A 26,932-nucleotide genomic window follows, 5' to 3' on the forward strand; every position below is an offset into this window, starting at 1 on the left:
CTAAGACATCAAAATTTGTCCCATACTTCAGCAACATTATTTAATTGCTTGCAATAGTATTTATGATGTATTGGTTCTGATTGTCAATGGTCAAGCAATTTTATTTATGAAGATTATCTAAACATTTTTTATTGCTTGTATTTAGATAACCACAAATAAATAAAATAAATAACCATATACTTAACATCAGTAAGGTATCAGACATTAAACTCGACCATGCTGCTCCTCTCCATGAATGTTGGGGAATCAACCAAAAATTGATCAAGACATTGAATAGGGCGACACCGATTTGGATAATACTCCGTATTTGCTGAAAACCCGCTCCGGTGAGTGCATCTGCTCCCAAATACTGTATCGACCTAAGCAAGATGATCGGTGAGAGCCAGCGTAAATTTTCTACTACATTGACATATTCGTCACCTAAAATATACGGTACAATCGGTGCGAGAATTAATAAACCAATACTAGCGGTAATGCCGTAAATACATACAGTCTGAGAGAGACTTTTGGCTAGCTGGAGAGTACCTCTAAGTCCGACTAATCCTTGCTTAAAAAACTTGACATAAGCGGCGGTTGCTAGAGCTGCGATCGGTACAAATGTGACATCGATTAAGCGGTAGGAGGCTGCATATATACCTGTAGCCTCTAAAGATGAGAGACGGGCTAGCATGGTTTTATCGATGTCGTTGTAAATTGTATGAGCAGATAAGCTAATAGAAAATAAAAAACCATCTTTTAACTCTGATTTGAGTCGAGGTAGTGAGATTTTGGGAGCGCCAATAATTAGATGTACTAAGAGAAATCCGATTAAGGCAGCAACCATTGTACTGAAACAATATAAACTAGCCCAGATGAGTATGCCTGGTTTATCAAACCAGCTAATTAAACAGAGGGCTGCAATTAAGCTTTTTAAGGCGGCAATGATGTTAATTTGAGCCGAAATTTTGGGCATATCTACGGCGATAAAAGCCTTGGCTGTGGTGTCCAAAATTCTTAAAAAGATTAAATCAGATAAAGCAATTAATAAGACTAATATTGGTGAAACAGTGGGGGGTAAAATTATTAATGCGGCTAATAGCACTAACACTAGGGATATTAAGCCAGAACCTAAAATTAGTAAGAGGGCATTGCCCCAACATTCGTTAAATAAACATCTATGTCTGGATACGTGTTTAATGAGAATATCGCCACCACCCCAACTGACAAAGGGAGAGAAAATTGCTACTAATGCAGTCACGCTGATAAAAGCGCCATACTGTTCAGAACCAAGTGTACGGGCAACAATCACAAAATAGGCGGCTTGCATCACTAAACGCAGTAATCTAGCAATTAGCAGCCAAAAGGTAGCCTGCACGATGGATCTCTGCATTAGACGAGCTAATTGAGACTTGACAAAGGTTAATTGCATTGTTGGTGAAAAATAATTGCTGATTATGACGATTAGTAGGGTGCGTCAGTATGAATAATTTCTTGGTACAGCTAGGTTTTCTCGCACTGATGCACCCTACATTTTGGATATTGTTTGATCTGGAAGTCCCTTACTGTTGCTGTGGTTTTAGGCAGTAATAGTGATGAAAATGCTACTGCCACGTATAGCACCCAAAAAATATCGTTACGGATCATCAGTGAACTTTCGCTGAGATTGGCTAAGAACATATATGTGAGGAACAACAATGGCCATAAACCCTCTGAGGATTTGGTTATACGTAACCAAGCTAGACTTTTGAGAATGATTGTGCCAAATCCGAGCAGAAATACGCAGACTCCTAATAAACCTAAATCGAGCCAGAGATCCAAAAGACCATTATGGGCATTGGGAGGCATCCACATTGCTGCACGCCAAACATAGGCGGACGGACTATCCCAACCTTGCCAGAATCCACTGTATCCATAACCCAACCAAGGCTGTTTTTCAATCATATCCACCATATAAGGCCACATATCTGTACGCCCAGTCAGGGTGGGATCTTTTCCTAACAGTCCTAGTAGAGTGGCGGCATTAGAAGTTATCCACAGGGATAAACTACTACTAACGATGAGAATAGCAATTACAGCTGGAATCATTACGTGATAACGCCACCGGAAGATTTGGTATATGGGGATGAGTGTGAACAAGGTGACTAAGTTGATGAGAGATCCTGTTGATTTAGCTAGGAGTGAGAAGCAAACTGATAAGCCTAAACAAAGCCATAAAAACCAACTCTTTTGTTTACTATCTGTAACCTGGAACCAAAAGATTAAGGTACTAAGTACCATAATTTTGCCGAAAACATTTTTGTGGACATAAATTCCCCGCCAAGCACCTGCATGAATACCACCCATGATGCCGTACTTGGGTAAAGCTATGGCAAATAACAGGCTCAACAGAAGTACGATACTCAAAGTCCACATGAGTAACTTCAGCTGCTCTTTAATGCTGTATCGAGAAGCTAGATAAAATCCAAATAAACTTGTTCCTACCAAGGCAATGCTGCGGTTTTGGGTGACTGTCGGATTAAAAGACCACAGCATAGAAACTACGGCAATCCCTACTAATGTCCAAATAAATCGGTCTTTACTCAAGACATAAATTGCCTTTTTCCAACGCGCCACTAGGAGGAAAGCGATCGCCAAATAATTTAATAAAAATAGGATCTGAATTTGGGGGAACTCAGTCGGAACTCCTACGTGTGCTTCGCCTTCACTAGCACCACCCGTTAGAATTAGCGTTAGTGGCCCCCCGGAATAAAGTAATAAGGAAACAATTGTGAAGGCTTGTTCAGCCCATACTATAGCTTTTCTCATTGGCTCCTCCGAGAAGGGGAACAGTGGATTTAGCCGCTACAAGGTGGTGTTTTTGAATGGCTGAGGCGATCGCAAAAGCCCATGTCTGCAATTGTCTGTATATAGGTTGTGGTAGCAGAAACAGTAAGTAGGCAGCAACTAGGGTTAATAGGGTGCGGCGCGGTTCTTCTAGGAGAATGCGCCAGTAGGCGGCTAAGGCTCGATGGTTGAGTTCTACTGCTATTGATCCTGCACCCTGATTAATTGCTCTCCGGGCTATGGCTGTTAGCTGATAGGCTTTTGCGGCTCTTTCCCATTGCATCATTAAGTCTGGCGCATAAGTTTTAATTTTTTCTAACAGCCTTTCCCATGATTGAGCCTTCTTGAGAAACTGATGTGAACCTCCTTCTGAGTGCATCCGATACTGCATCAAGACTTCAGGTATTCCTGCAAATTTCAGATCAGATTTGAGGGCAATCCGTAACCAACATTCAGTATCTTCTTGCAAATGCCGTTCTTCATCGAAATAAAAGTCTTCTACAGTACCATCAAGATTGTCTTGAAATTTAATGGCTTCAAAAACTTCTCGACGGGCAACTAAATTGGAGCCACTGCCAATTGGATCACGCAAAAGTATATGGGGAGGAGTAATATTTTGTGTCTTAGGTAGCTGATAAAGACCTAGGGGTTTTCCTTCGCCATTAATGAAAGCTACATAACTATAACTAACTCCCACATTAGGAAATTTCTCCAAATGATTGACGTGTTTTTCTAACTTTGTGGGGTGCCAAATATCATCAGCATCGAGAAAAGCAATATATTGACCTTGGGCTTGGCGAAGTCCCGTATTTCTAGCTGCTGCTGGGCCTCGATTAACTTGACGAATGATTTTAATTCTAGAGTCGGTAAATTGTTGGCAAATTTCTAGACTTTTATCAGGAGAACCATCATCAATAATCAGCAGTTCAAAGTTGGAATAGGTTTGTTCGAGAACAGATTGTAAAGTTGTGGCAATATATTTTTCAGCCTTGTAAAGCGGGATAATCACAGAAACTAATTTCATGGGTAATAGTTATAGTGTTCGCTTTGGTTTTTGTTCGTGTAACGTGGCGTAGCCAAATTACTTGTGTAGGTGGGGAGTAGGAAAGAGAAAAAAACTGTATGAGTAGGGGCAGGTTCAACAATATCATGATTAATAGTGGATGATAGTTTTAAACCTGCTCCTACTGAAGTTTTTCAAAAATCAAATGGGAGTCATATATATTTCTATCGGCATTCAAATGAAATGCTATTAGTAGGCACCATCTTTGGTTAACACTACTTGAATTGTTTTGAGTAAGATTTCAAAATCTAATCGCAGTGACCAATTTTCAATGTAGCTAAGATCCAAAGTGATGACTTTTTCAAAGTCTACAATTTTAGAGCGTCCTGAAACTTGCCAAAGACCTGTAATGCCAGGTAAAACTTCATGGCGAATAAAATGATGTTCGGAAAATTTATCTACGTCTCTAATGGGTAGAGGACGAGGGCCAATCAGGCTCATTTCACCTAGTAATACGTTGAAAAGTTGTGGTAATTCATCGAGGCTATAACGACGAAGAAATTTGCCTACACGAGTCACACGAGGGTCATCTTTGATTTTAAAGAGGATACCATCTTTAGTTTCATTGAAGGCTTCTAATTCTTTTTGGAGCTTTTCAGCATCAGCCCGCATGGTACGGAATTTCCATACTTTAAAGGATTTGCCATGTAACCCTACACGAGTCTGCTTGAAGAAGATGGGACCGGGGGAATCAAGTTTAATTGCTATAGCGATCGCTATATATATGGGAAATGAAAAAATCAAAAATATAGTAGTGGCAGCAATATCAAAAATGCGTTTGATCAAAAAGTCTTTACCTAGAATGAGTGGACAAGAAAAAGTTAAACAATTCATTCCTCCTACTTTAGTAAATTCTAAATCTCTATCAATTGGCTTTAATTCCATTGGTAAAATATGTACTGTGATTCCTGATGCTTGAAATTGCCAGCAGACAAACATTCTATTCTTGATGGCATTCCAGGAAAGAAATACTTCTGTTACGTCTAGTTCCTTGAGTTTTGCTAAAGTAACTTCACGATTATTTCTATCTAATGCTTTAGAATCAGCAATACCACGAATGAGGTAAGATTTTTCTTGTCTAATGCTGCTAACAGCTTTCTCATTTTCATCAGAGTCACAAATCACAAAAACTGCATGATGACCAAATATTTTTTGTTTACGCAAATATTCAAGAGTCATGTTGATTGCTAATTTGCTGGTGCTGATGAAAGCAATACTCATCACCCAAGACCAAAGTAGTTGCAGGCGAATTGGCTCTATAATTGGTGCATATAAAAAAACAATAAATGCTATTAAGCCATGAGCTACTGTCAGGGCTTTAATGATATTAAAATACTCATGCAATTTTTGTCCTCTTTTATATATACCCTGAAGTGCGAGTGCTACTATTTGAATGCCAATTGCTATGAAAATAGGTAGATAATTATTAATTGAGTACCCATAATTATCTACCTGATTAGCGTAATTTACAGCTAATAACCAAGCAAGAAATAAAAGGGTATAGTCGATGAAAATTAGTGTGATTAATCGCCATGCTCCTTTCCGTACCTGAAAAAATTCAGGAGCGCGTAAATCTATAGGAGCTTTATTCAATTTATTAGTTGTCAGGGTTGGATTAGTCATAAATGTCAATATCGATTAATTGTTTGACTGTGGTATAGCAATCCGAAATCAAATAGGAGTCCTATAGATTTTTCATTTAGCTATGTACTGGATAAATCTTATCTACAGAATCTTCAATCTGATTTTTCCAATTAGTAAATGTACTTGTGAATGGCAAGAAAGTATATTTACTTAGAAAAATAAAACAATATTTTCTTGGTGAAACTACAAAATGTGAGCCTGCGATAAAGTTATTATGAAGCTTTGTCTGGCTCAAAATGAATCATCGATTAATGATGTTAATTACCGATACCTAATACCTCAATATGTCACGAACTAGAAATAGATTATTATTCGTATCTCTATTGAAAAATGATTGTTTTGAGGTTCGCTTTTAGGTATTCTCAAAGAGTAGCCTCCACATCCTGGGGACGTTGCTACTGATTTTTATTTTGTAAAAAATATTTTCTAGCAGAAAGGATATGGTGAGGCAGTGCTGCTGGAGAAAAACTCTCCGCAGGTAACTGCAAACCCGAAAAGAGACATCAGGAAGAAAATATTGTTATCTAATCAGGTTTAGTTTGATTTTCTTCCCTCATTGAAAGAGCTAGTTCTAGTTTCATTGCTGGTGTTACAGCCGATTCAGGCATTAAGCAGATTAGAGACGTAATTAAAATCTCTAGAACAAATGGCAAGCTAAAAGTATCAATCAGGCGCTATTAAAGCGTTATGCTTACCTGAATAGTTTACTTGCGATTTAAATGTTTCTGCTGAAATGGGATGCTATTTATTTTTTCTCACCAAATTTAATTGTTGACAAGTTCTATGCAACATACATCTCATAAATTAGAAATAAAAATTTCAAATTACTAACTATAAAATCTGACAGTATCTAATAATTATGTCTCTAAAATACTGGCAATAAAATTAACTTCAATTCCCAATTTTTGGTAATGATACATTTCAGTATCTGATAATTATGTCTGTTGCATTATTTACAACAAATTCAATTCCAACTTTCTATCTCATCTATTGAAAGAAGACATTTAAACTAACCCTATTGTGATTGGGGATAAATTAAAACTGTTAAAAATTTTGCAAATTTGAGACTAAAAACATAGGTATGATACCTATGTTTTCCGATCAGGGAACACCAAAAAATAAATTATTCCAAATTGACGATTAGTGCATCAGTATGAATAATTTCTTAGTACATCTGGGTTTTCTTGCACTGACGCACCCTACATTTTGAATATTTTTTATCTGGAAGTCCCTAAGTGAAAAAAATTACACAATTTATATAGGTTTCTTTTTTTTCTTAATGCTTGTTGTTAAATAGACTCCCATTAAAGATAGAGCCGCCAAGCTAGTGGGTTCTGGAATATTAACTTTTTGAACTACAGCAATAATTTCACCCTTGGCTTTCTCACCATTACCACCGACTTCTGTAATGTAAAGATATAGTGGAATAGCTGTTGAAACAGGATTTTTGAGTTGAAAGACAACTTTACCGTCATCGCCTAAACTGACAAATCCATTTGCTCTTTGATCAGCTATGGCAACGGCATCAAATTTGTCTAGTGTGGCAACATTGTTATCAATATCCTGCCCATTCGTACCAAATAATGCACCTACAAAAGCTGGATTAGTCGTATCACGTTGAGTTCCAGCAGTGAAAATAGTGCTGGCTGGAGTAAAATCAAATACGTCTAGCCAAACTATGTTGGAGCCTAGAATATCCTCCGCCTTGTCAATCTGTTGATCACTAAGCTTGATAGCGTCTAAATCAAAACCAGTGAACTTACCAGGAGAACCACCGGATAATCCTACAATATCAGTGATGATGATGGAAGTAATATCGTAGTTATCGCCAATATCTGCAAGATTTGCCCGATAAACAGCACTACCAAAGCCATTAATATTATTGACATTAATGAATCCTGGTAATGCTGTCAGATCAATTGTCTTTAAAGTGGCAGCTTTGGTACTGGGTGCTAGTATCAAGCTAATTGCCGCACTCAATAAACTCAACGCTACAAATTGAAAACTATGTAAAATACTCAGCCTTTTCATGTGTTCTGAACATTATGTTTTAGTTATGCACGGATGAAAACTAATTTTGTGATATGAACAGCCTAAGTAATACTGACGACAAGTAACTAGATAATTTTTCAATACATACAATAAATTTACCAGTTTTTCATAGAAATTTTATATTTGTGTGAATAAACTAAGCATTTATAGCAGGGGACAGGTGATAGGTGACAGGTGGCAGGTGACAGGTGATAGGTGACAGGTGACAGGTGATAGGTGGCAGGTGAAAGACTTGAAAGGCTTTTATTGTAAAGGTTTTATGATTGCTTGATGTCCTAATCTATAGCTGTAGACAAGGCGATTAGGACATGATTAAAAGCTCAAACTCATTCATGGCATCGATTTTACTATTGCCTATTGCCTTCTGCTACATACACAAAAAAACAGGCAACTTGAAAGTGTTTCCAATGCCTGTTTAATCAATAGACATCTCCAGAAATTAAATATGCGTTTTCCAGAAACCTTGTAGAGACGTTCCATGTGTAGGGATTCTCGTCTCTACATTCTTGTTTGGAGATGTCTATTGTATTCTTGAGATTAAGGAGTTTTTTGTAAATCGGGTCTTTCTTCTGGAACGATCGCATCAGCTACAGGGCATACTTGAATACAGATGCCACAGTCAATACAAGTAGCAAAATCAATCCAGTACCAATCCGTACCCTTAACATTTTTACCAGGGCCTTCATGAATACAAGCAACTGGACAAGCATCTACGCAGTCGGCGACACCTTCACAGACATTAGTAACAATAGTGTGTGGCATTTTCTCGATTCCCTCTCTTTTTAGTCAGCTTTTTCTAGCCTAGCAGGGCATTGGGTACTGGGGACTGGGGACTAGGGATTGGGGAAGAATTTCATATAGTATTCTCCCTTTCCTAATCCTTACTCCCACCCACTAACGTAGTGTCTCAATTGTTGGCGAGCCGTCGGCTTTGATCCAGGCGATTTGGGCTATACTGCGATCGCGTGCGTATTCTCTTACTCCGGCGGCATCTTTGCCACCTAAGTCCATTTCTACACGGACTAAATGGGTGGAATCTCGCAGTTTTTGGGCGTAGGCAAAGGCCGCAGCCTGAGCAATTGGTGTTTCTGGGACTACTAACCAGTTGCTAGCCGGGGTTTCCTGTGGTAATTGCTGAGTAGACAATAAAACTTGATACAAGTCTTCAATATTGAGGACAAAGCCAATACCAGGGATATCTTCACCTTGGGGGTGATACAGTCCCAAAAGCTTGTCGTAACGTCCACCTCGTCCTAATACCCGTGCTTGGGATTCGCTACTGCTGACAATTTCAAAGACGATGCCGGTATAGTAATCTATAGTTTGAATCAAACTGAGGTCGAGAATAATCGGGAATTCCCCTTCTGATTCTAATAACTCTACCAGAGATTTCAGGTGATTAACTGCCTCTTGTTGGTCTGCATCTAAACCGAGACTGCTGACTTTTTCTAAGACATCAGCACTATTACCGCGCAAATCTAGCATGATTCTGGCGCGATCGCACAGTTCCTCACTTAAGGGTAGAGTATCTATAGTAATCCGGTCTAGGTGAGCGATCGCACTACGAACTTTCGCCCGTAAATTTTCTGGAAAAGCATTTAAGAGCGATCGTGTGATTCCTGCTTCGCCTAAAATTAAATGCCAGTCCTGTAAATCTAACGCCGCCAAGCAATTACTTACCAATAGCAATACTTCAGCATTAGCTAGCAATCCGCCGACACCTAACAACTCCACCCCAGCTTGATAAAATTCTTGCTGGCGATTGTGTCTGTTTTCCCAGATGCGACGGAAAACGTTGGCATTGTAGTATAGGCGTTGCGGATAGGTAGTACACGCCATCCGGGTGACGACAGCACGAGCAATAGAAGCTGTCAATTCTGGACGTAAGCCTAATTCTTCATCGTCAGCATTTTGCAGTTGAATCACCATTTGGCGTTGAATTGCTTCCCCTGCCATCAAGGTATCCATCCGTTCCAGCGTTGAGGTAATAATCCGGTGATATCCCCAACGGTGAAACACCTGCTGTAGCCTATCTTCAATCCAGCGTTTTTGAGCCACATCTAGAGGCAATAAATCCCTCGCTCCTGCGGCTGGTTGATACACCATTATTTTTTCTTCCCACCAAACAAACCACCAAACAAACCACCTCCAGATTTATCTGGTTGTTTATGACCAGAATTAGGAGGTGCATTGACATTAGAATTACTAGATTGTATTCCTAAAGCCTTATCTATTTTAGGTTTCCATGTCAACGCTGTTTGATCATTGGGGTCTAATTTTAAAGAATTATCAAAGTGAATCTTCGCCATCTTCAGCTGATTTTGCTTCAAATAGACAAATCCCAGCAGACTATGACAACGGCTACTCTTTGGTGCTATCTTCAGTGCATCTTGTAGCTCTACCTTAGCTGGTGCAAATTGGTTTTTGTCAATCAAACTTTGGGCGCGGCGCAGATACTGTTCAATAGTTGCATCTTCTTTAGGTGGTGCTGGTGGCGCTGGGGGTGCGGCGGCAGTATTTGGCTGGGGTGGCGTGGAGTTTGTAGGTTTAACGGCTGGTGGCGGCGATGATAAAGCTTTACCAGCACTCCGCATTAAGTAAACCAAATTTAATTCACTAATTTGGGCAATAATGGGGATGACCTGCTGTAAGTTATTGTATTGAGTTTCAGCGATTTTAGCGATCGCACTTTTATAAACATGATCAATATTGCCAGCTGCTGCTAGCTGTTTAGCTAAATCGGTACTTAGTTCTACTGAAACCGATTCCTGCACCAGACGTTTACCCATTTGCGAGAGAATTATAATATATTCCGAACGAGTCCGTTCTACTGACAGTGTTTCGTAAGCGGGATTAACTAACTTAGATAGTAATTCGCCAGCTAGCTTCTTCTCTGTGTCAGAATGAATCGTGCTGCTATCGGGGTGCAAATGACGAGCGATTTTCAGATATCGTTTACGAATTTCTTTGACATCCGCATCAACAGGCGCACACAATATAGCGTGATGGTCGATGAAGTCATATTTAAATAACCCAAGCTCTAATCTTAAAGACATATAGCAGTTTGCACCAAAGGAGGCGTGAGATTTTTTCCAGTTTACTTCGCTAATCCGAGTAAGCGCAGTATTACCCTGTGATTATTGTTCCCTTTGGTGAATTGTTATTGATCTATGTTGTATGTATTTATTGCCAAGCTGACAGAGGTGGGACTTGCATTAACGCTCGACTGAGGTTGTCATGAAGATAACCATTAGTTGCGAGAATTCGCCCAGAGGCAATTTTTAATGGTGTACCATCATAGGCAGTAACTTTACCACCTGCTTCGTGTAATAAAATTACACCAGCCACAACATCCCAAGGAGATATGCCCCGTTCCCAATAACCGTCAACTCGCCCACAGGCGACAGAGGCTAAATCCAAAGCTGCGGAACCGCTACGCCGCACGCCTTGGGTAAGATGGGTAAGGTGACAAAATTCGGCATAATTATTATCGGAAGTTTCGCGGCGATCGTAAGCAAATCCTGTCACCAATAAGCTTTTACTCAATTCCGACGTTTCAGAAACACGGATAGGACGACGGTTACGTGTAGCACCCAAACCAGCCGCCGCCCGGAACAGTTCATTGTGAGCGGGATCATAAATCACTCCCACTTGCGGCTCACCATTAATCAGCAAGCCAATAGAAACACAAAAAGCTGGGTATTGGTGAGCGTAGTTAGTTGTACCATCTAGAGGATCTATCGCCCAGAGATATTGATGATCTTGATTCCCAATTTTCCCCGATTCTTCCGCCAAGATGGAATGTTCAGGAAAATGGCGATGCAAAATCTCTAAAATTACGGCTTCTGAGGCTTTATCGGCGGCGGTAACTAAATCACCAGGACGGCCTTTTTCAGTAATAGTATCTTCTAACTTACCCAAGTACCCTTGTAAAACCGCACCCGCAGCCAGCGCAGCTTCTGTTGCAATATCGAGAAAAATTTGGAGGTTAGTCATTAGTTAATAGGCAATAGTTAATAGGCAATAGTTATTCTCCCCTGCTCCTCTGCTCCCCTGCTCCCCCTGCTTTCCCAATCCCCAATCCCCAGTCCCCAGTCCCCAATCCCCAATCCTACCGATTCAGGCGACGAAACTCAGCCGGAGTCTGACGCATGGGTTTTTCTGGGTTCCAGATTCCTTTGCCCATGATTCTCGCCCATTGTTGAGCGCGTTCTAGACGTTGATTGTGTTTTTGATTAGGCGATCGCTCTACAAACAAAGCATACCCTTGTTTGATCACCTGTTCGTTTAACAACTGGTTATCTTTCCATACGTAAGCTAAAGTTCGACCAATTTTATCTTTCGCTTCAATATCAAACTCCAGCTTGACAGGTTTTGTTAAATCGCCCACTAATTTCTCTAAAAGTTCCTTAGACTGCTCCCCCCAAGGATACTGACGTAAGTCTGGCGCATCCACACCCACCAACCGCACCTGGGAAATTAAGTTGGGTTGTTCAGCCATCCCCACAACTTCCAAAGTCTGGCCACTTACAACCCGCGCCACCCTCACCTCCACTTGATTACTGACTGATGAATTTTTGCCTTGACAACTCACCAGCAACAGTAAGCAGGCGATGAGGGCGATTTTTTGCAACCAGTTTTTGAGGGAGTGGGGAGTGGGGACTGGGGACTGGGGACTGGGGATTGGGGATTGGGGATTGGGGACTGGGACTTTTTCTATTTCTCCCGTTCGGCTGACGCTCACAGAGGAAGCCCGCTCCCTGCTCCCCTGCTCCTCTGCTCCCCTGCTTCCTCTGCTCCCCTGCTTCCTCATCCCCTCATCCTCAAATCGCTACTAATCTTCATCTAATGGCAAACCTGCCTTAACTCGTCCTTTAGCAAAGTAGCGCCCAAACTGGAGTTCATAGACTTCATCTTCGTCTTGGGTTTCTACTTCTAAGTCAGAACGAGCATAACTCACGCACAACAAAGCGTAACCTTGGCGACGCAGTTCTAGTGATAAGCCTACCGCCTCCGGTTGATAAATTTCCCCCGATACTACCCGCACAGCACAAGTGGTACAAGCTCCATTACGACAGGAAAATGGCAATTCTACCCCTTGTTGTTCGGCAGAGTGGAGGATGTAGCGGTCATCGGGTACTTGTAGGGTGTATTCTTCGCCAGTGGCGCGATCGCGTACTTTAATTGTGTATGTGTCGGACATCTTAGATATGGGTTTTGGAACGTTCAGAGTTAAAGCTAAAAAAATCTTCTTCTTTATCTTTGCATTTTCTGGGATTTCATATTACAATCGTAAATCGTGACACCTGGAGAGGTGGCCGAGTGGTTGAAGGCGCAGCACTGGAAATGCTGTTTGGGGGCAACTTCAACGAGGGTTCGAATCCCTCCCTCTCCGTTACTACTTAATAATATTCACCGTTCTGGCTAGCTAGAAATAGTAGCTAAATGGTTTAAGTCTGGGTTGAATAAGTTTTTCTTATTGAAGCATTTGGAGATCGCACTAAAAACGTGATTTCCACCTCATTACAATAGGGATAAGACCCTAATTACTGGGTGTTAGATGTGATTGGACGGAAGCTTTATGTTTATCGCTTACCCAGTCAAACAGGTTATCAGAGTGAAATGATTCTCTTAGAGGAAGCGACAATTTCGCCTCTGGCTTTTCCTGAGTGTTTAATAACAGTTAAAGAAATGTTACGCCCGCAAATTTAAATATTTACCAAGCCCCTTCTCTACGACACGCTACGCGTACCCTGCGGGGAAACAAGCTATGCGTAAGCGTCCCGCAGGGAACGTAGAGAAGGCAGGTAGAAACCCCACAAGAAAGTGGGTGGCTTAGTTTTCCCTGTTGCCCGTTCCCTGTTGCCCGTTCCCTGTCATTGAACCAACGGGTACAGAAACACTTGGGGTAGCACCATTGTTGAGAATGGGCTTACGAGTTTTTAAGTCAAATTTAAAACCGTGGGGGAGAATATGCAGTTTTGCGCCACACACTGCTAATGGTTCATCTCGTAAAATTTCATCTAAATTGTTGTATGTGGCTTCTGAGTCATCCACAACTGTAACTGAACCTGCACCAATAATTTCAATTTGGTTATCAGTTACCACCATAGCTGTATTTTCGTCAATGCCAAATCCTAATACGGCTGGTTCTCGAATTAACGCTGTAATTAACCGTCCCAAGCGTCCGCGTTCAGAAAAATGTTGGTCGATGACTACCCCACTAAGAAAAGCTAACCCTGGCCCCATGTCTACAATTTCTGGACGAGGATTGGTTTCTGAGTCGCCTTCTACAATCATTTTATCTGGCATCACAGCCGCCCCTGCACTTGTACCCCCAACTACTGCGCCTTCAGCATAGCGTTGGTGAATGGCTCTATCAATTTCTGTATCTTTGAGAATGTCGGTAATGCGGGACTGATCCCCTCCTGTAAAAAATATACCAGTTGCTTTGGCGATCGCTTCTAGTGCTGTGGATGAAGATGCGTCCTCACGGGTTTCTGTATCTACTATCCGCACATTTTCTGCGCCCAATCGCTCAAATACCCTGATGTAATTGTCTCCCACATCTCTTGGTAGTTCTGTGGCCGCTGTCATAATAACAATCCTTGCCTTTATACCCCCAGCGCGTCGCACGAACTCCCGTAATATTTGGGAGTCTCCGTCTTTGTCCTCAGCTCCCCCAATAATTACTAACTGTCGTTTGCTTTCACTTGCAGTCATATTATGTTTCCTAACATTAGTTAATTCATTATCAATTTAAATAAAACATGACATTTTTAAATATAGAATCATTCCCTTGATAGATAAAAAAGATACAAAATTTTTTATTAACAATCCATCTAAAATATATCTAAAAGTACAGGTGATAAACAACTATTTGGAAGATGTTATACATTAAAACAAACAAAGAAAACTTGCCAAACTAATAATTAATATAAAAATATTGCAACAGACAATTTATAAAAAATCACCTATTACAAAAGCCACTGCTCAAATAAAAGCGTGTTCAAGAGTATTAAATTTTTTCAGTAATTCTTTAACTTAACCCAGTGAATGAATCTGATTTCTGTAGATGAGGTTAATTAAGAAAAAACGTGCTTGTTCTAGTGGAAGATGTCTGGGTTTGCCTTGATAGACAATTTGGTATTCATTGACATCCGCCCCATCTCCATACCCAGAAATCAGCTTGAGGTGAAACGCTTCTTCTGCAAGTTGTCTGACTTCATCTCTGAGAGTAGCTTGTGTACTATTCATACATTCAGTGTCTCCTGAACCCATTCTTTTATTTATATAAATTTTGCAGATGTCTTACACCTACCAACGGTTATATTTTTTATTGATCATAAATTAAATATATTTCAACCAATTTTCATCTTTAGGGATAAACAAAATTAAATTATGTCTTGGGATAGTTGAAAATGCCTAAAGATGAGGTTAAGTATAAACTGTTCATACCAATGGAAATTTATTATTAACCTAGGAATCAAGACCATCCATTTAAAATTAGTAAAACTAATTAGCTGTATTAAAGATTAGATTTAAGGGTAGTTAGCCAAAGGTTAAACATCAATGATTCAGGAAACAAGCACCGATCTAGTCCGTATTAATGCCAGGAAGACTGATGTATTTGATATTTTTAATTTTCGACATTACGTTGGGTCTAACCCTGGTTTGGATGTAGCGGCATTAGTATTTGATTTTGCCCTAGTGGTAGATAAAAAGCCACTACCTATGGAGGCTTATATTGCCAGTGTAGGCGATCGCTATCCCCATCTCAAAAATCACACCTATGAATCCTATGCCCATCTTTTTGCCCAAACTGTGTCCGCAGTGTCACAAGTGGGTATGGATTTACATCTGAATCGTTGGAGTGTCAAACCCTATGCCGATTATGCACGGATTGCTATCCAGACACTACACGCACGTACAACTAAAGCAGTGGTTTTCTTTGTTTGGGACTGGTTTGAAGCCATTACCCAAGATGAAGACTTTCTCTTTGAAGATCAATTTTTGACCTTACAAGATCAATTCCGGAAATCTGTCTACGGTGGCCCTACGGTTTACGCCTTATTACGAACAGCCCAAGAAAAAGGTATTCCTTTCTTTTATCTCTGGGAAGAAGGACTAATGCAATATGGTTGGGGAAAAAAACAGGTTCGGGGTGTAGCCACCACCTTTGACTGTGATAGTCACATAGATTCAGACTTGACTACCCGCAAGGATGACTGTAAAGCTTTCTTAAAAACCTTGGGCTTCCCAGTACCAAAGGGCGAAATCGTGTTTTCCTGTAAAGAAGCCAGGCAAGTAGCCAGAGAAATTGGCTATCCAGTGGCCATTAAGCCTGTAATTGGTCATAAAGGCATTGGTGTTACTCCAGATGTCAAAAATGTAGAGGAACTAGAATCTGCCTATGATAGAGCATTAGCAGCAATTCCTGAAGACGAACCAACGCGGATTATTGTCGAAAAAAATATATCAGGCAAAGATTTTCGGTTACTGTGTGTCAATGGTAGATTTGTGGCGGCGACAGAACGCCAACCTGCATCAGTTGTGGGTGATGGTGACTCAAGCATTGCTGAATTAATCCGTCAAGAGAATCGCAAAAGCGCCCGTTTAGATACACCCACTTCACCGATGAGTAAAATTCATATCGATGAAGAGATGGAGATGTATTTGGAAGCACAGCGTTTGTCATTAAAAAGTGTGCTGGATGAGGGGGAAGTGGTTTATCTACGAAAAGTTGCCAATCTCTCAGCAGGAGGGATGAGTATCAATGCCACCCACACCATGCACGATGACAATATTATCTTGGCGCAAGACATTGCCCAACACTTCCGTCTGACTTGTCTTGGGATTGATGTGATTGCAGAAAGTCTCGCAGAGTCATGGAAAACAAGTACCTTTTCTATTTTGGAAATCAACGCCGCACCGGGAATTTTGATGCACCTCAACCCGGCTATGGGTGATAGTGTCGATGTCCCTAACCACATTTTGGAAACCTTTTTTGAGTCTGGTTTAGATGCCAGAATTCCCATTATTACCTTTAATAAGATTTCCGTGCAGGAACTACAAGCCACAATCGATCATATCCTGTCACAACATCCCGAATGGACTATAGGAGGGGTTTGTCGGGATGGTGTGTTTATCCAGCGATCGCCTAAAGTATTACACAAAGAATACAACAACAATCTCCAAATGTTGTTACGTCATCCCAAACTAGATTTACTCATTGCTGAATATCCAGAAGATATCCTAGAAGCAGAAGGTATGTTTTACTATGGCAGCAATATGGTAGTTCTAGATAACCCTAGTGAAACAGAAATGATGCTGATGCGGGATACATTGGATGGTTCAACAGTAGTTATTAAGAAAGACAACGACATTTCGATTCGCCGCAAAGGGTTAATTGAAGACTACTCATTGGGAGAAAATGAATCATTTTCCCACGTTTATTTGAAGGAAATCAGCACAATTTTGTAATTTTTTTTACCGCAATAAAAAGGTATTAGGCATTAGGCATAATATAAAAATCTAATGCCCTATGCCCCATTCCCCATTCACTTCAGTTGTTCATAAGCTGCTAAAATAACTTGTTCTGTTTCCTCCCAACCAATACAGGGATCAGTCACAGAAACACCATATTTTAGTTCTTCTCGTTGACAGTTAATTGGTTGATTACCTTCATATAAATGTGATTCCAACATCATCCCAACTATTGATGTATTGCCATCTCCAATTTGTTGCACAACATTTTCCAGAACAGCAGATTGTAATTTGTAGTTTTTATTGGTATTTCCATGACTACAGTCAATGACAATTCTGGGCGGTAACTTAGCATCCTTGAGTTGTTTTTCTACCAAGCTGACACTCTCTGCATCAAAGTTGGGTTGATTACCACCGCGCAGAATCACATGACCATAAGCATTACCTTTAGTTTCAAATACGCTTACCTGTCCTTTAGGATTAATGCCTAAGAAATTATGGGGTGTTCTCGCAGATTGTAGGGCATTTAAAGCCACTTTAATATTGCCATCAGTACCATTTTTAAAACCTACAGGCATCGATAGCCCACTCGCCATTTCCCGGTGAGTTTGAGATTCAGTTGTCCGCGCACCAATAGCAGACCAAGTAATTAATTCCCCAATATACTGAGGTATAATTGGATCTAAAGCTTCTGTTGCGCTAGGTAGACCTAACTCGGCAATTTTTATTAATAAATCTCTGGCAATTAATAATCCCTTCTCTACATGGAAAGAATCATCCATGTCCGGGTCATTAATTAAGCCTTTCCACCCTACAGTTGTGCGCGGTTTTTCAAAATAAACCCGCATAATTAACAGCAACTTATCTTGAACACGTCCAGCCAAAACTTTCAATTTTTCAGCATATTCAAGTGCTGCTTTCGGGTCATGAATTGAACATGGCCCAACTACTATAAATTTTCTTCTATCTTGAAAATCTAGAATTTGTTCTATTTCTTTTCTGAACTTAACAACAGTTTTTTCAGCAGTTTTTGTTAAAGGTAATTTTGATTTAACTTCGTTGGGAGTTAATAAAACGTGAAAATTTTCAATATTTGTGTTGGTTAATTTATTGTGCATGGAGGAGTTCTCTAAACTGATACTATTTCATTCTGGGTACATTGGATACACATATTGTAAATGAAATGTACAGCGTAAATTCATGTACTTTTTTCAATCAAGTCAGAAAAAATGGACATAACTGGCTGGATTGTGGCTATTAAAAAAGGGGAAAGACCCATTCCCCCTTTGATGAGATATTAAAATGTTGTAACAGTGCAGGTGTTTTTGATTACTGCCAAACAAAGACCTTGGCTTCGTAATCTCCTATGTCAGTTATGATACCATCATCACCAGCTTCGACATCATAATTGGCTGTCCACTCATGCCATGTCCCACCACAAGGGAAATTGGGAACATGATAACCCGCAAGGAAGTTTTCCGAAAAATTTACTACCACAACTATACGGGAACCATGATCATTCCAACGACTGTAAGCTAGTACCTTAGCGTCTGGATTATCGTGAATAAAATCAATGTTTTCTGTATAGAGGGCGTGATTATTTTTACGTAAATAAATCAAGCCTTTGTAGTATTCAAATAAACCACGATTGAGGTCATTGCCTAACAGTGTCCAATCAATCTTAGCTGGGTCTGGTTGCTTAGGTTTATACTCGCCAAATTCTTCTCCCATCCAAATTAAAGGGACACCAACAGCTGTCATCAAAATAGCAGCCCCTAGTTTAGCCCGTTTAAAAGCTTCTGCATCCAAAATATTCCGATTACCTAGTTCAACCATCACATGGTTGTGGTCATGGTTAGTCAAATAATTAACAACATTAGTTGCACCCATAAAACCTTGACGTTTGCAGTCAATTACATCCTTGAGGTTTTCCAAATCAAAGGTGTCACCGCAAATATGGGCTAGGACTGTATGGTAAAAACTATCATGCCAGCATCCATCCATTGGCCCATCTACATTAGTAATGCTGGGAGTTTCTGGGATGTGTTCGGCAATATTATAAAAGGGTTTAGCACCAGCAGCTTTTTTAGCTTCTTGAACAATCCACTGCATGAAATCATAGTTAGCTATTTGTCTAGCTGCATCGTAACGAATACCATCAATATGATATTCTTGAATCCAAAAACGAACTGTGTCACCTATGAATCTGCGGGCTGGGTATGTATCTAAACTCTCATCATAGTGTTCGTAATTAAATTCCGGTCCCCAGTTATTATCAGGGTCACGCGGCTGATGGTGATACCAATAATCGTGGTCAATTTGTGTTAGTGGACTAGATGCTTCTGAGTGGTTATAAATCCCATCCATAATGACACGAATATTTCGCTGATGGCACTCATCAATCAAATGTTTTAAATCAGCAGTGGAACCATAACTGGATTCTGTAGCAAAAAAGTAGCGAGGATTATAACCCCAGCTATAATCACCAGGATATTCTTTAATTGGCATCAACTCAACAGCATTGATTCCTAATTCACATAAATAATCTAACTTTTCAATGACGTGTTTATATTTACCGCGTGCATAGGGATCATCTTCACCACCGGAAAAATCTCCTATGTGTAATTCATAAATAACTAATTCGTGGTCAGGTGGTAGAGGTTGATCATCATTTTGCCAAACGTAAGTATCAACAATTCTTTCTCCGTCTTTGATTCTCACTACACCATTATCTTTACCACTTAATTCATCAATATCTGTGGCATAAGGGTCTGTAACATCTACCCACTGGTCAGGTTCAAAAAACCATGATTTTGTCTGCACCCGAAATTTATATTGATAAGTACCGTCTTCTAATTCAACAGTTGTACGAAAATAACCATCATCACATTTTTCCATTGGAATTTCTTGCCAATCGGAAAAAGAAGCAATTAAGGCAGCACCTTCATTATGGGGTGCAAATAAATTAAATTCAATGGGCTTTGCCATAAAAGTCTGTAAAATATAAAATGTTGATATTAAGCATTTTCTATTTATTAATCAATTTGCAAATCGGTCATTGGAAATAATTAATTAAACTCTCCTCTATCACAAGGGAGAGTATTTGATGTATCAAGAGAATATTTGTTGGCGCTGCAAAGCTTAAATGATTGGCACTTCGACAATATTTTTATGTCTACTACCATTAGATAGAAAGAAGTAAACTAATTTTTATTTTTACCAATAGCAAATATTCGGTATTCATTATACTTTTATTTACCGAATATTTGCTTATTGCAATTACTGTTGTTTATCTATTGTTTGCTGCAAATAACTTAATAACCAATTAGCAGCAGTGGCTCTCCGCGTTTCTCGTGGCGTAAAAGTCCCAATTTTGTAACCTTTAAAACCCAGCTTTTCTTTTGTAATTTGTTTATATTCTTGTGGAATAGAACGGGTCAATTTCATCGTTGCTGGACGGCTATCGAGAAAATTTGGTGGTTCTGGGTACTCATCACGCCATTCTGGTGGGACGCTGCTGTTATCCCATGTTCCGCTTGTGGAGTCGTAGCGATAACCCAAGTAATACCAGACTAATTGCATGACAGTAGCATCATCAATTTGATCATTGAGAATACCCCAGATAGTATCTGTATTTAATGGTGGTAGTTCAGACATAAGCAATGCAGAAATCAGATTTTTAAATTAGCAAACTCCATCCCAAAGATTAGTTCTGCATTCACAAACCATGTAGACTGGTAATCGTAAAGCATAGACCAATCAATGCCAAATCCTACACCACAATCAAAGCTGATTCACGCCCATGTTTGGATTTCTGGTAGAGTCCAAGGGGTAGGCTATCGCTACGCTACCGTAGAGACTGCTAGCCAGTTGGGGTTAACTGGTTGGGTGCGAAACCTTCCCGATGGACGGGTAGAAGCTGTGTTTGAAGGGGCGCGGGAGGTAGTAGAAGAGATGTTACGTTGGTGTCATGCTGGCCCACCTGCGGCGGTGGTGCAGGATGTTAAGGTTGAGTATGAACACCCAGAAGGATTGCGGGGATTTGAGGTGAGGCGATTTGAGTAAATTTATACAGAAGGGCTTGATCAGTCTCTTAGTCTATCACCAAAACAGCAGACCCCTCTATTTTACCGCTACGTAGGGCATCTAATGCTTCATTGGCTTGAGTTAAGGGGAAGGCTGTAATTTCAGTATAAATGGGAATTTGTGGTGCGATCGCTAAAAATTCTTCTCCATCTCGGCGAGTTAAATTAGCTACAGACCTTAACACCCTTTCTTCCCAGAGAATACTATAGGGAAAAGAGGGAATATCACTCATGTGAATACCAGCACAAACCACTACACCACCTTTAGCAACTGCCCGTAAAGCTGCTGGTACAAGCTTGCCAACCGGTGCAAAAATGATTGCTGCATCCAATGGTTCTGGAGGTAAGACATTGGAATCACCCGCCCAAGTCGCACCTAATTGACGAGCAAATTCTTGTCCTGTAATATCACCAGTCCGAGTAAAAGCAAATACTTGACGGTTTTGATAACGCGCTAGTTGGATGAGGATATGAGCCGATGAACCAAAACCGTAAAAACCCAGTTTTTTAGCATCCCCTGTCATCCTGTAAGCACGATAGCCAATTAAGCCTCCACACAACAAAGGAGCAGCTTGTAAGTCAGGATAACTGGGGTCTAAAGGAAAGCAAAAGCGGTGGTCGGCTACAGCATACTCAGCATAACCACCGTCTAGATTATAACCTGTAAATTCAGCATAATTACAGAGATTTTCCCTACCTGATAGGCAATAGGGACAATGAGAGCAAGTATACCCCAACCAAGGTACACCCACCCGTTGCCCAACCCGAAAGTTATGAACGTTTGCCCCTATCGCCTCTACAGTACCAACAATTTGATGTCCTAATACCAGAGGTAGTTTTGGGTGGGTCAATTCCCCATCAACTATATGCAAATCCGTGCGACACACAGCGCAAGCATGAACCCGTATCAGCACTTGCTCGGAGTGATAATTTGGTATGGGCAAGTCAACTAACCGTAATGGTTGGCGTGGTGCCTCTAAAATCATTGCACGCATAGGTGAGGGACTAGGGATTGGAGATTAGGATGGAGTATTTCCATCCTAATGAAATGCTGACCTAGTATCTATGTAACCTCCGTACTATTTGCCTGTCCTCATCCTCCATCTCAATAGGTATAGGTTTTTTACGCCTACACCATACAACCAAGGTTTTATGGTGTTAAAGAGGTGAAGAAATGATCATTTTCATGTTGCTTTGACAGTCATCACTCATTCCTGCTCTTGAAAACCTAACCTTGTCAGCATTACCCAATCCCCAGTCTCCAATCCCCAGTCCCTACTTCCGAAAGATTTCTGCAAAAAACTGTTGCATCGCTTGCCAAGAACGTTGGTCTGCAATAGGGTTGTATTCTGCGCCTTTAATCTCACCTTTGGCTTCTGGGTTGGTGAAGCTATGCACTGTGCGGCCATAGGAAATGAATTGCCAGTCTACATTGGCTTGGCGCATTTCGGTTTCAAAGGCTGCAATTTGTTCTTCTGGTACAAATGGGTCATCAGCACCATGTAAAACTAAGACTTTGGTTTTGATATTTTTCGCATCTGCGGGGTTGGGAGTATCAAGATTGCCGTGAAAACTCACTACACCAGCAATATTTGCGCCACTACGTGCTAATTCTAAGACAGTACCACCACCGAAGCAGTACCCAATTGCAGCAATACGTTTGATATCTGTCAGGGGATTTGCTTGTAAAACTTTTAACCCAGCATTGGCTCTTGCTCTTAATAATTGTCTATCTTGACGGTAAATTTTCGCCTGTGCTGCCGACTCTTGGGCATTTTTGGGTCTAATCCCTTTACCATAAATATCCGCAGCAAAAGCCACATAACCGAGTTTTGCTAATTGTTCGGCACGTTGTTTAGCATAAGACTGCAATCCGTTCCATTCATGCACCACTAACACACCGGGACGCTTACCTTTGATAGCGTCATCGTATGCCAAATAGCCTTCTAAAACTGTATTGCCATGTTTATACTCAACAGTTCTGGTTTGCAGTGCTGCCAATGCTTGTCCAGAAGCTAACAACACAGCTACAGGTGTAAATAAAACAGAAAGCAATAACTTCATGACGGGTATCCAGTAAAACAGTGATTCAGTAATCATTATCTCTGTAAAGCTGGATATTATATATTGCACGATGATTTTAATAGTCTTGTAGGCTGTTCAAATCTCCCTTGCCGATGTTTTTTTAATGAGTGTCACATATTATACAATCTTATTTTTCTGAGGTATTTAAGCCATGAATCTCTCTTAAGAGGCAAGTATTTTTTTTGAGAAATAAAGAAAATTTTTATAGCCTAAATTATTGATATAAAACTCGAAAAATGCGTTTATTTTTTTTAATAAAAAGATGTTTTTTCATAAGACAGTAATCAAGTTCTTCTTTTTGCTGATTTTGTCTTTACTGTTATTTATTGGTGTTTTGAATTTAAAAAATGATTCCTATGTGACTAGAACAGAATCTTTAATCGAAAAGCAGCAAATAACAGCAATAATTCTTAAAAAAGAGGAAAATCAGCAACAATTCCAGAAGACCGAAAATATAGGCGTAGTTAATCAGCTAAAAGCCCAGGAAGAATTGAATATTTTTCATATTGTGATGGGCGTAATTGCTGGGTTGGTGCTGTTTTTGTATGGTGTCACCAAAATGGCGGAAGGGATGGAAGCATTGGCAGGCGATCGCATCCGTAATATCCTCCGTAATTTTACTACCAATCCCTTAGCAGGAGTGATGACTGGCACTATTGCCACCACAATTTTAGATTCATCATCGGTAACAATTATCATTGTGATTGCGATGGTGAGTGCAGGTTTATTAACTGATGTAGAATCTCTGGGTGTCGTTTTAGGTTCTAATATTGGTACAACCTTCGGAGCGCAAGTTGTTGCTTTTAATATTGACGAATATGCACCTGTAGCATTGTTCATCGGTTTTTTATTATTTTTACTGGGGAGAAGTAACCAACTCAAACAAATTGGCTTAATTGTATTGGGTATCGGTTTACTCTTTTTTGGTCTGGGTTACATTGAAAATGCCACAGAACCATTTAGAGATTACCCACAGTTTATTAATTGGATGGAGAATTTAGGACACAACACCTTACAAGGTGTTTTAGTAGGAGGATTGTTTACAATTTTGATTCAATCTTCCTCTGCTACTCTTGCCATTGTCGTCACTTTGGCTAGCCAAGGCTTGATTTCATTACCCACAGGTATTGCCCTGATGCTGGGTGCGGAAGTTGGCACTTGTGCTGATACCCTAGTTGCTACCATTGGGCGTGAGCGTCCAGCTATTAGAACGGGAGTATTTCATCTCATATTTAATCTGGCTTCTGCCTCTATAGGGCTTTTGTTTGCCAGTCAATTAGCAGCATTATCTGTCTGGATTTCTACCTTAGCAGGGGCGGGAGATAATGTAGCGCGTCAGATTGCTAATGCACAGTTGATCTTCAATTTGCTAGGAGTATTATTAGTTCTAGGATTTTTACCCTGGATTGCCCGTGGATTGGAAAGATTGATTCCAGATTAATTCAGGTTGAGTCATTTTGGCATTATGGCAGGTCGAAACTGGGCAGCAAGCTACATTAGAAAGATAAAGAAATTACAATCGATATTTACCCATCAACTGCTGCTCACACAAAAACCATGAGTGCAAATACCACTATTCCTCAAAATCCCTTACTCAAAGGTGCTGGCTTACCTTCTTTTGCCGAAATCACACCAGACCTAGTAATACCAGCTTTTGGGCAGCTGTTGGCAGAACTCGACCAACAACTTACAACCCTAGAGGCTAATGTCCAACCTTCTTGGAATGGTTTAGCAGAACCCCTAGAAAAGCTAGCCGAAAGACTGTCTTGGAGTTGGGGCATACTGGATCATTTAATGGGTGTGAAAAATAGCCCAGAATTGCGCGAGGCTTACGAAACTGTGCAACCCCAGGTAGTACAGTTCATCAACAAACTGGGACAAAGCCAACCCATCTACAATGCTTTTAAACAACTCCACGCCAGCGATAGTTGGCATACTTTAGAATCAGCTCAACAAAGAATTGTTGAAGCTGCCATCCGTGATGCCGAACTTTCGGGCGTGGGCTTAGAAGGAGAAGCACGGGAACGTTTCAACGCCATTCAAATGGAATTGGCAGAACTTTCTACTAAGTTCTCTAACCATGTTTTAGATGCTACCAAAGCTTTTAGCTTAACCCTCACAACCAAAGCAGAAGTTGACGGTTTACCCCAAAGCTTACTCAGTTTAGCCGCACAAGCAGCCCGTGCAGCCGGAGAAGAAAACGCCACCCCCGAAAATGGCCCTTGGCGGATTACTTTAGACTTCCCCAGCTTCACCCCCTTTATGCAGCACAGCACCCGTCGAGATTTGCGCGAAAAACTCTACAAAGCTCATATCACCCGTGCTTCATCCGGGGAGTTAGATAACAACCCCCTCATCGAAAGGATTTTGGAATTGCGGCAGGAACTAGCAAATTTACTGGGATTCCAGAATTTTGCTGAATTAAGCTTGGCTAGTAAAATGGCTCCTAATGTGGAAGCAGTCGAAGCACTCTTAGAAGAATTACGCAGTGCTAGTTACGATGCTGCTACCCAAGATTTAGCAGCACTCAAAGCTTTTGCCTCTGCTAAGGGTGCAGCAGAAGCAGAAGATTTACGACATTGGGATATTAGCTTTTGGGCGGAACGCCAACGGGAAGAAAAATTTGCCTTCACTGCCGAAGAATTACGTCCTTACTTTCCCCTACCCCAAGTTCTAGAAGGCTTATTTGGATTAGTTAACCGCTTATTTGGCATCACTGTCACCCCAGCAGATGGTCAAGCTCCAGTGTGGCATGAGGATGTCCGTTATTTCCAAATTGCCGATGAAACAGGTAGCCCTATTGCCTACTTCTACCTAGATCCCTACAGCCGTCCCGCCGAAAAGCGTGGTGGCGCTTGGATGAATGTCTGCATCAATCGCGGCAAAATTGCTGACAATGGTGTGAACACTATCCGCTTACCTGTGGCGTATTTAATCTGTAACCAAACGCCGCCAGTGGATGATAAACCTAGTTTGATGACTTTCTATGAAGTAGAAACTCTATTCCACGAGTTTGGCCATGGGTTGCATCATATGCTGACTAAGGTTAACTATACTGGTGCAGCTGGAATTAATAATGTCGAATGGGATGCTGTGGAACTACCGAGCCAGTTTATGGAAAATTGGTGCTATGAGCGCACTACTTTATTTAGCATGGCGAAGCATTATGAAACTGGTGAATCGCTACCAGAGCATTATTATCAAAAACTCCTGGCAGCACGTAATTACATGAGTGGTAGCGCCATCTTGCGGCAAATCCACTTTAGTAGTGTGGATATAGAATTACACTCTCGCTATCGTCCAGGTAGCCACGAAACTGCCGCCGATGTGCGTCATCGCGTTGCCAAGACTACTACTGTGTTGCCCCCACTACCAGAAGATGCTTTCTTGTGTGCCTTTGGACATATATTTGAAGGTGGTTATGCCGCAGGTTACTACAGTTACAAGTGGGCTGAAGTGCTAAGTGCTGACGCTTTTGCGGCGTTTGAGGAAGCAGGGCTAGAAGATGAAGAAGCCATTAAAGTTACAGGTAGGCGTTACAGAGATACTGTACTAGCTCTCGGTGGTAGTAAACACCCAATGGAGGTGTTTCAAGCCTTCCGGGGTCGTCAACCTAGTACAACTTCTTTGCTGAAACATAACGGATTACTGGCAACTTCGGTCTGACTTTTCACGTTATGTGGAAAAGTTAACGCAAAACCTAACCCCCTAACCC

Annotated in this window: 23 protein-coding genes and 1 tRNA gene; 6 read left to right on the top strand and 18 right to left on the bottom strand. The window is 40.8% G+C overall.

From position 1 onward, the window contains the following. Positions 1-100 precede the first annotated feature (100 nt). The 11 genes from NOS7524_RS01700 to NOS7524_RS01750 all read right to left on the bottom strand — a co-directional run bounded on the left by NOS7524_RS01700 (position 101) and on the right by NOS7524_RS01750 (position 12,764). Positions 101-1,408: an oligosaccharide flippase family protein gene (locus NOS7524_RS01700; RefSeq protein WP_015136723.1), complete on the bottom strand. Its 1,308-nt coding sequence runs from the start codon at positions 1,406-1,408 to the stop codon at positions 101-103. A 71-nt stretch (positions 1,409-1,479) separates the two neighbouring features. Continuing rightward, positions 1,480-2,784 (bottom strand): O-antigen ligase family protein, encoded by a 1,305-nt coding sequence (locus NOS7524_RS01705; RefSeq protein WP_015136724.1) that lies wholly within the window; start codon positions 2,782-2,784, stop codon positions 1,480-1,482. After that, positions 2,759-3,826 (bottom strand): glycosyltransferase family 2 protein, encoded by a 1,068-nt coding sequence (locus tag NOS7524_RS01710; protein WP_015136725.1) that lies wholly within the window; start codon positions 3,824-3,826, stop codon positions 2,759-2,761. The genes NOS7524_RS01705 and NOS7524_RS01710 overlap by 26 nt, the downstream gene beginning before the upstream one ends. Positions 3,827-4,054: 228 nt before the next feature. Beyond that, a complete protein-coding gene (locus NOS7524_RS01715) occupies positions 4,055-5,488 on the bottom strand; it encodes a sugar transferase (protein ID WP_015136726.1) in 1,434 nt (477 codons plus the stop codon). Between the two features lie 1,275 nt (positions 5,489-6,763). After that, positions 6,764-7,540 carry a PEP-CTERM sorting domain-containing protein gene (locus NOS7524_RS01720; protein WP_015136727.1) on the bottom strand — a complete coding sequence of 259 codons (777 nt, stop codon included), beginning with the start codon at positions 7,538-7,540 and terminating at the stop codon, positions 6,764-6,766. 558 nt (positions 7,541-8,098) lie between these two features. After that, entirely contained in the window at positions 8,099-8,323 is a 225-nt protein-coding gene (locus tag NOS7524_RS01725; protein ID WP_015136728.1) for an indolepyruvate ferredoxin oxidoreductase subunit alpha, read from the bottom strand. A 132-nt stretch (positions 8,324-8,455) separates the two neighbouring features. Then, a complete protein-coding gene (locus NOS7524_RS01730) occupies positions 8,456-9,667 on the bottom strand; it encodes an ATP phosphoribosyltransferase regulatory subunit (RefSeq protein WP_015136729.1) in 1,212 nt (403 codons plus the stop codon). Continuing rightward, a complete protein-coding gene (locus NOS7524_RS01735) occupies positions 9,667-10,617 on the bottom strand; it encodes a J domain-containing protein (RefSeq protein ID WP_015136730.1) in 951 nt (316 codons plus the stop codon). Before NOS7524_RS01735 ends, NOS7524_RS01730 begins: the two co-directional genes overlap by 1 nt. Positions 10,618-10,744: 127 nt before the next feature. Further along, entirely contained in the window at positions 10,745-11,557 is an 813-nt protein-coding gene (locus tag NOS7524_RS01740; protein WP_015136731.1) for an inositol monophosphatase family protein, read from the bottom strand. Positions 11,558-11,672: 115 nt separating this feature from the next. Further along, a complete protein-coding gene (locus tag NOS7524_RS01745; protein ID WP_015136732.1) occupies positions 11,673-12,374 on the bottom strand; it encodes a thermonuclease family protein in 702 nt (233 codons plus the stop codon). Between the two features lie 21 nt (positions 12,375-12,395). Beyond that, positions 12,396-12,764: a 2Fe-2S iron-sulfur cluster-binding protein gene (locus NOS7524_RS01750; protein ID WP_015136733.1), complete on the bottom strand. Its 369-nt coding sequence runs from the start codon at positions 12,762-12,764 to the stop codon at positions 12,396-12,398. A 105-nt stretch (positions 12,765-12,869) separates the two neighbouring features. Here NOS7524_RS01750 and NOS7524_RS01755 point away from each other — a divergent pair. After that, a tRNA-Ser gene (locus NOS7524_RS01755) sits at positions 12,870-12,956 on the top strand. A 167-nt stretch (positions 12,957-13,123) separates the two neighbouring features. Further along, a complete protein-coding gene (locus tag NOS7524_RS29145) occupies positions 13,124-13,273 on the top strand; it encodes a hypothetical protein (protein WP_235622386.1) in 150 nt (49 codons plus the stop codon). Positions 13,274-13,396: 123 nt separating this feature from the next. On the opposite strand, the gene NOS7524_RS01760 is transcribed toward NOS7524_RS29145, so the two are convergent. Further along, complete coding sequence (locus NOS7524_RS01760) at positions 13,397-14,284, bottom strand: cyanophycinase (protein WP_015136734.1); 888 nt, start codon at positions 14,282-14,284, stop codon at positions 13,397-13,399. Positions 14,285-14,605: 321 nt separating this feature from the next. Next, positions 14,606-14,818 carry a hypothetical protein gene (locus tag NOS7524_RS01765; RefSeq protein ID WP_015136735.1) on the bottom strand — a complete coding sequence of 71 codons (213 nt, stop codon included), beginning with the start codon at positions 14,816-14,818 and terminating at the stop codon, positions 14,606-14,608. Between the two features lie 315 nt (positions 14,819-15,133). On the opposite strand from NOS7524_RS01765, the gene NOS7524_RS01770 reads away from it, so the two are divergent. After that, a complete protein-coding gene (locus NOS7524_RS01770; protein ID WP_015136736.1) occupies positions 15,134-17,044 on the top strand; it encodes an ATP-binding protein in 1,911 nt (636 codons plus the stop codon). Between the two features lie 77 nt (positions 17,045-17,121). On the opposite strand, the gene NOS7524_RS01775 is transcribed toward NOS7524_RS01770, so the two are convergent. From NOS7524_RS01775 to NOS7524_RS01785, 3 genes are all read right to left on the bottom strand, one after another. Next, complete coding sequence (locus tag NOS7524_RS01775; protein ID WP_015136737.1) at positions 17,122-18,165, bottom strand: 3-deoxy-7-phosphoheptulonate synthase; 1,044 nt, start codon at positions 18,163-18,165, stop codon at positions 17,122-17,124. 211 nt (positions 18,166-18,376) lie between these two features. Continuing rightward, positions 18,377-20,035: an alpha-amylase family glycosyl hydrolase gene (locus NOS7524_RS01780; protein WP_015136738.1), complete on the bottom strand. Its 1,659-nt coding sequence runs from the start codon at positions 20,033-20,035 to the stop codon at positions 18,377-18,379. Between the two features lie 291 nt (positions 20,036-20,326). Next, positions 20,327-20,704 carry a DUF1823 family protein gene (locus NOS7524_RS01785; RefSeq protein ID WP_015136739.1) on the bottom strand — a complete coding sequence of 126 codons (378 nt, stop codon included), beginning with the start codon at positions 20,702-20,704 and terminating at the stop codon, positions 20,327-20,329. A gap of 105 nt (positions 20,705-20,809) precedes the next feature. Here NOS7524_RS01785 and NOS7524_RS01790 point away from each other — a divergent pair, with 105 nt between their 5' ends. Further along, positions 20,810-21,112 (top strand): acylphosphatase, encoded by a 303-nt coding sequence (locus tag NOS7524_RS01790; RefSeq protein WP_015136740.1) that lies wholly within the window; start codon positions 20,810-20,812, stop codon positions 21,110-21,112. Between the two features lie 28 nt (positions 21,113-21,140). Here the strand turns inward: NOS7524_RS01790 and NOS7524_RS01795 are convergent, their stop codons facing one another. Beyond that, the gene (locus NOS7524_RS01795; protein ID WP_015136741.1) at positions 21,141-22,127 is read right to left on the bottom strand and encodes a zinc-dependent alcohol dehydrogenase family protein; all 987 of its coding nucleotides are present in this window, start codon (positions 22,125-22,127) and stop codon (positions 21,141-21,143) included. 280 nt (positions 22,128-22,407) lie between these two features. Beyond that, positions 22,408-23,196 carry a dienelactone hydrolase family protein gene (locus NOS7524_RS01800; protein WP_041555497.1) on the bottom strand — a complete coding sequence of 263 codons (789 nt, stop codon included), beginning with the start codon at positions 23,194-23,196 and terminating at the stop codon, positions 22,408-22,410. Positions 23,197-23,479: 283 nt separating this feature from the next. Between NOS7524_RS01800 and NOS7524_RS01805 the strand changes: the two genes are divergently transcribed. Further along, positions 23,480-24,658 carry a Na/Pi cotransporter family protein gene (locus NOS7524_RS01805; protein ID WP_015136743.1) on the top strand — a complete coding sequence of 393 codons (1,179 nt, stop codon included), beginning with the start codon at positions 23,480-23,482 and terminating at the stop codon, positions 24,656-24,658. Positions 24,659-24,774: 116 nt separating this feature from the next. Further along, the gene (locus NOS7524_RS01810) at positions 24,775-26,883 is read left to right on the top strand and encodes a M3 family metallopeptidase (protein ID WP_015136744.1); all 2,109 of its coding nucleotides are present in this window, start codon (positions 24,775-24,777) and stop codon (positions 26,881-26,883) included. The last annotated feature ends 49 nt before the right edge of the window (positions 26,884-26,932 follow it).

The organism is Nostoc sp. PCC 7524 (assembly GCF_000316645.1).
Taxonomy (GTDB): Bacteria; Cyanobacteriota; Cyanobacteriia; order Cyanobacteriales; family Nostocaceae; genus Trichormus.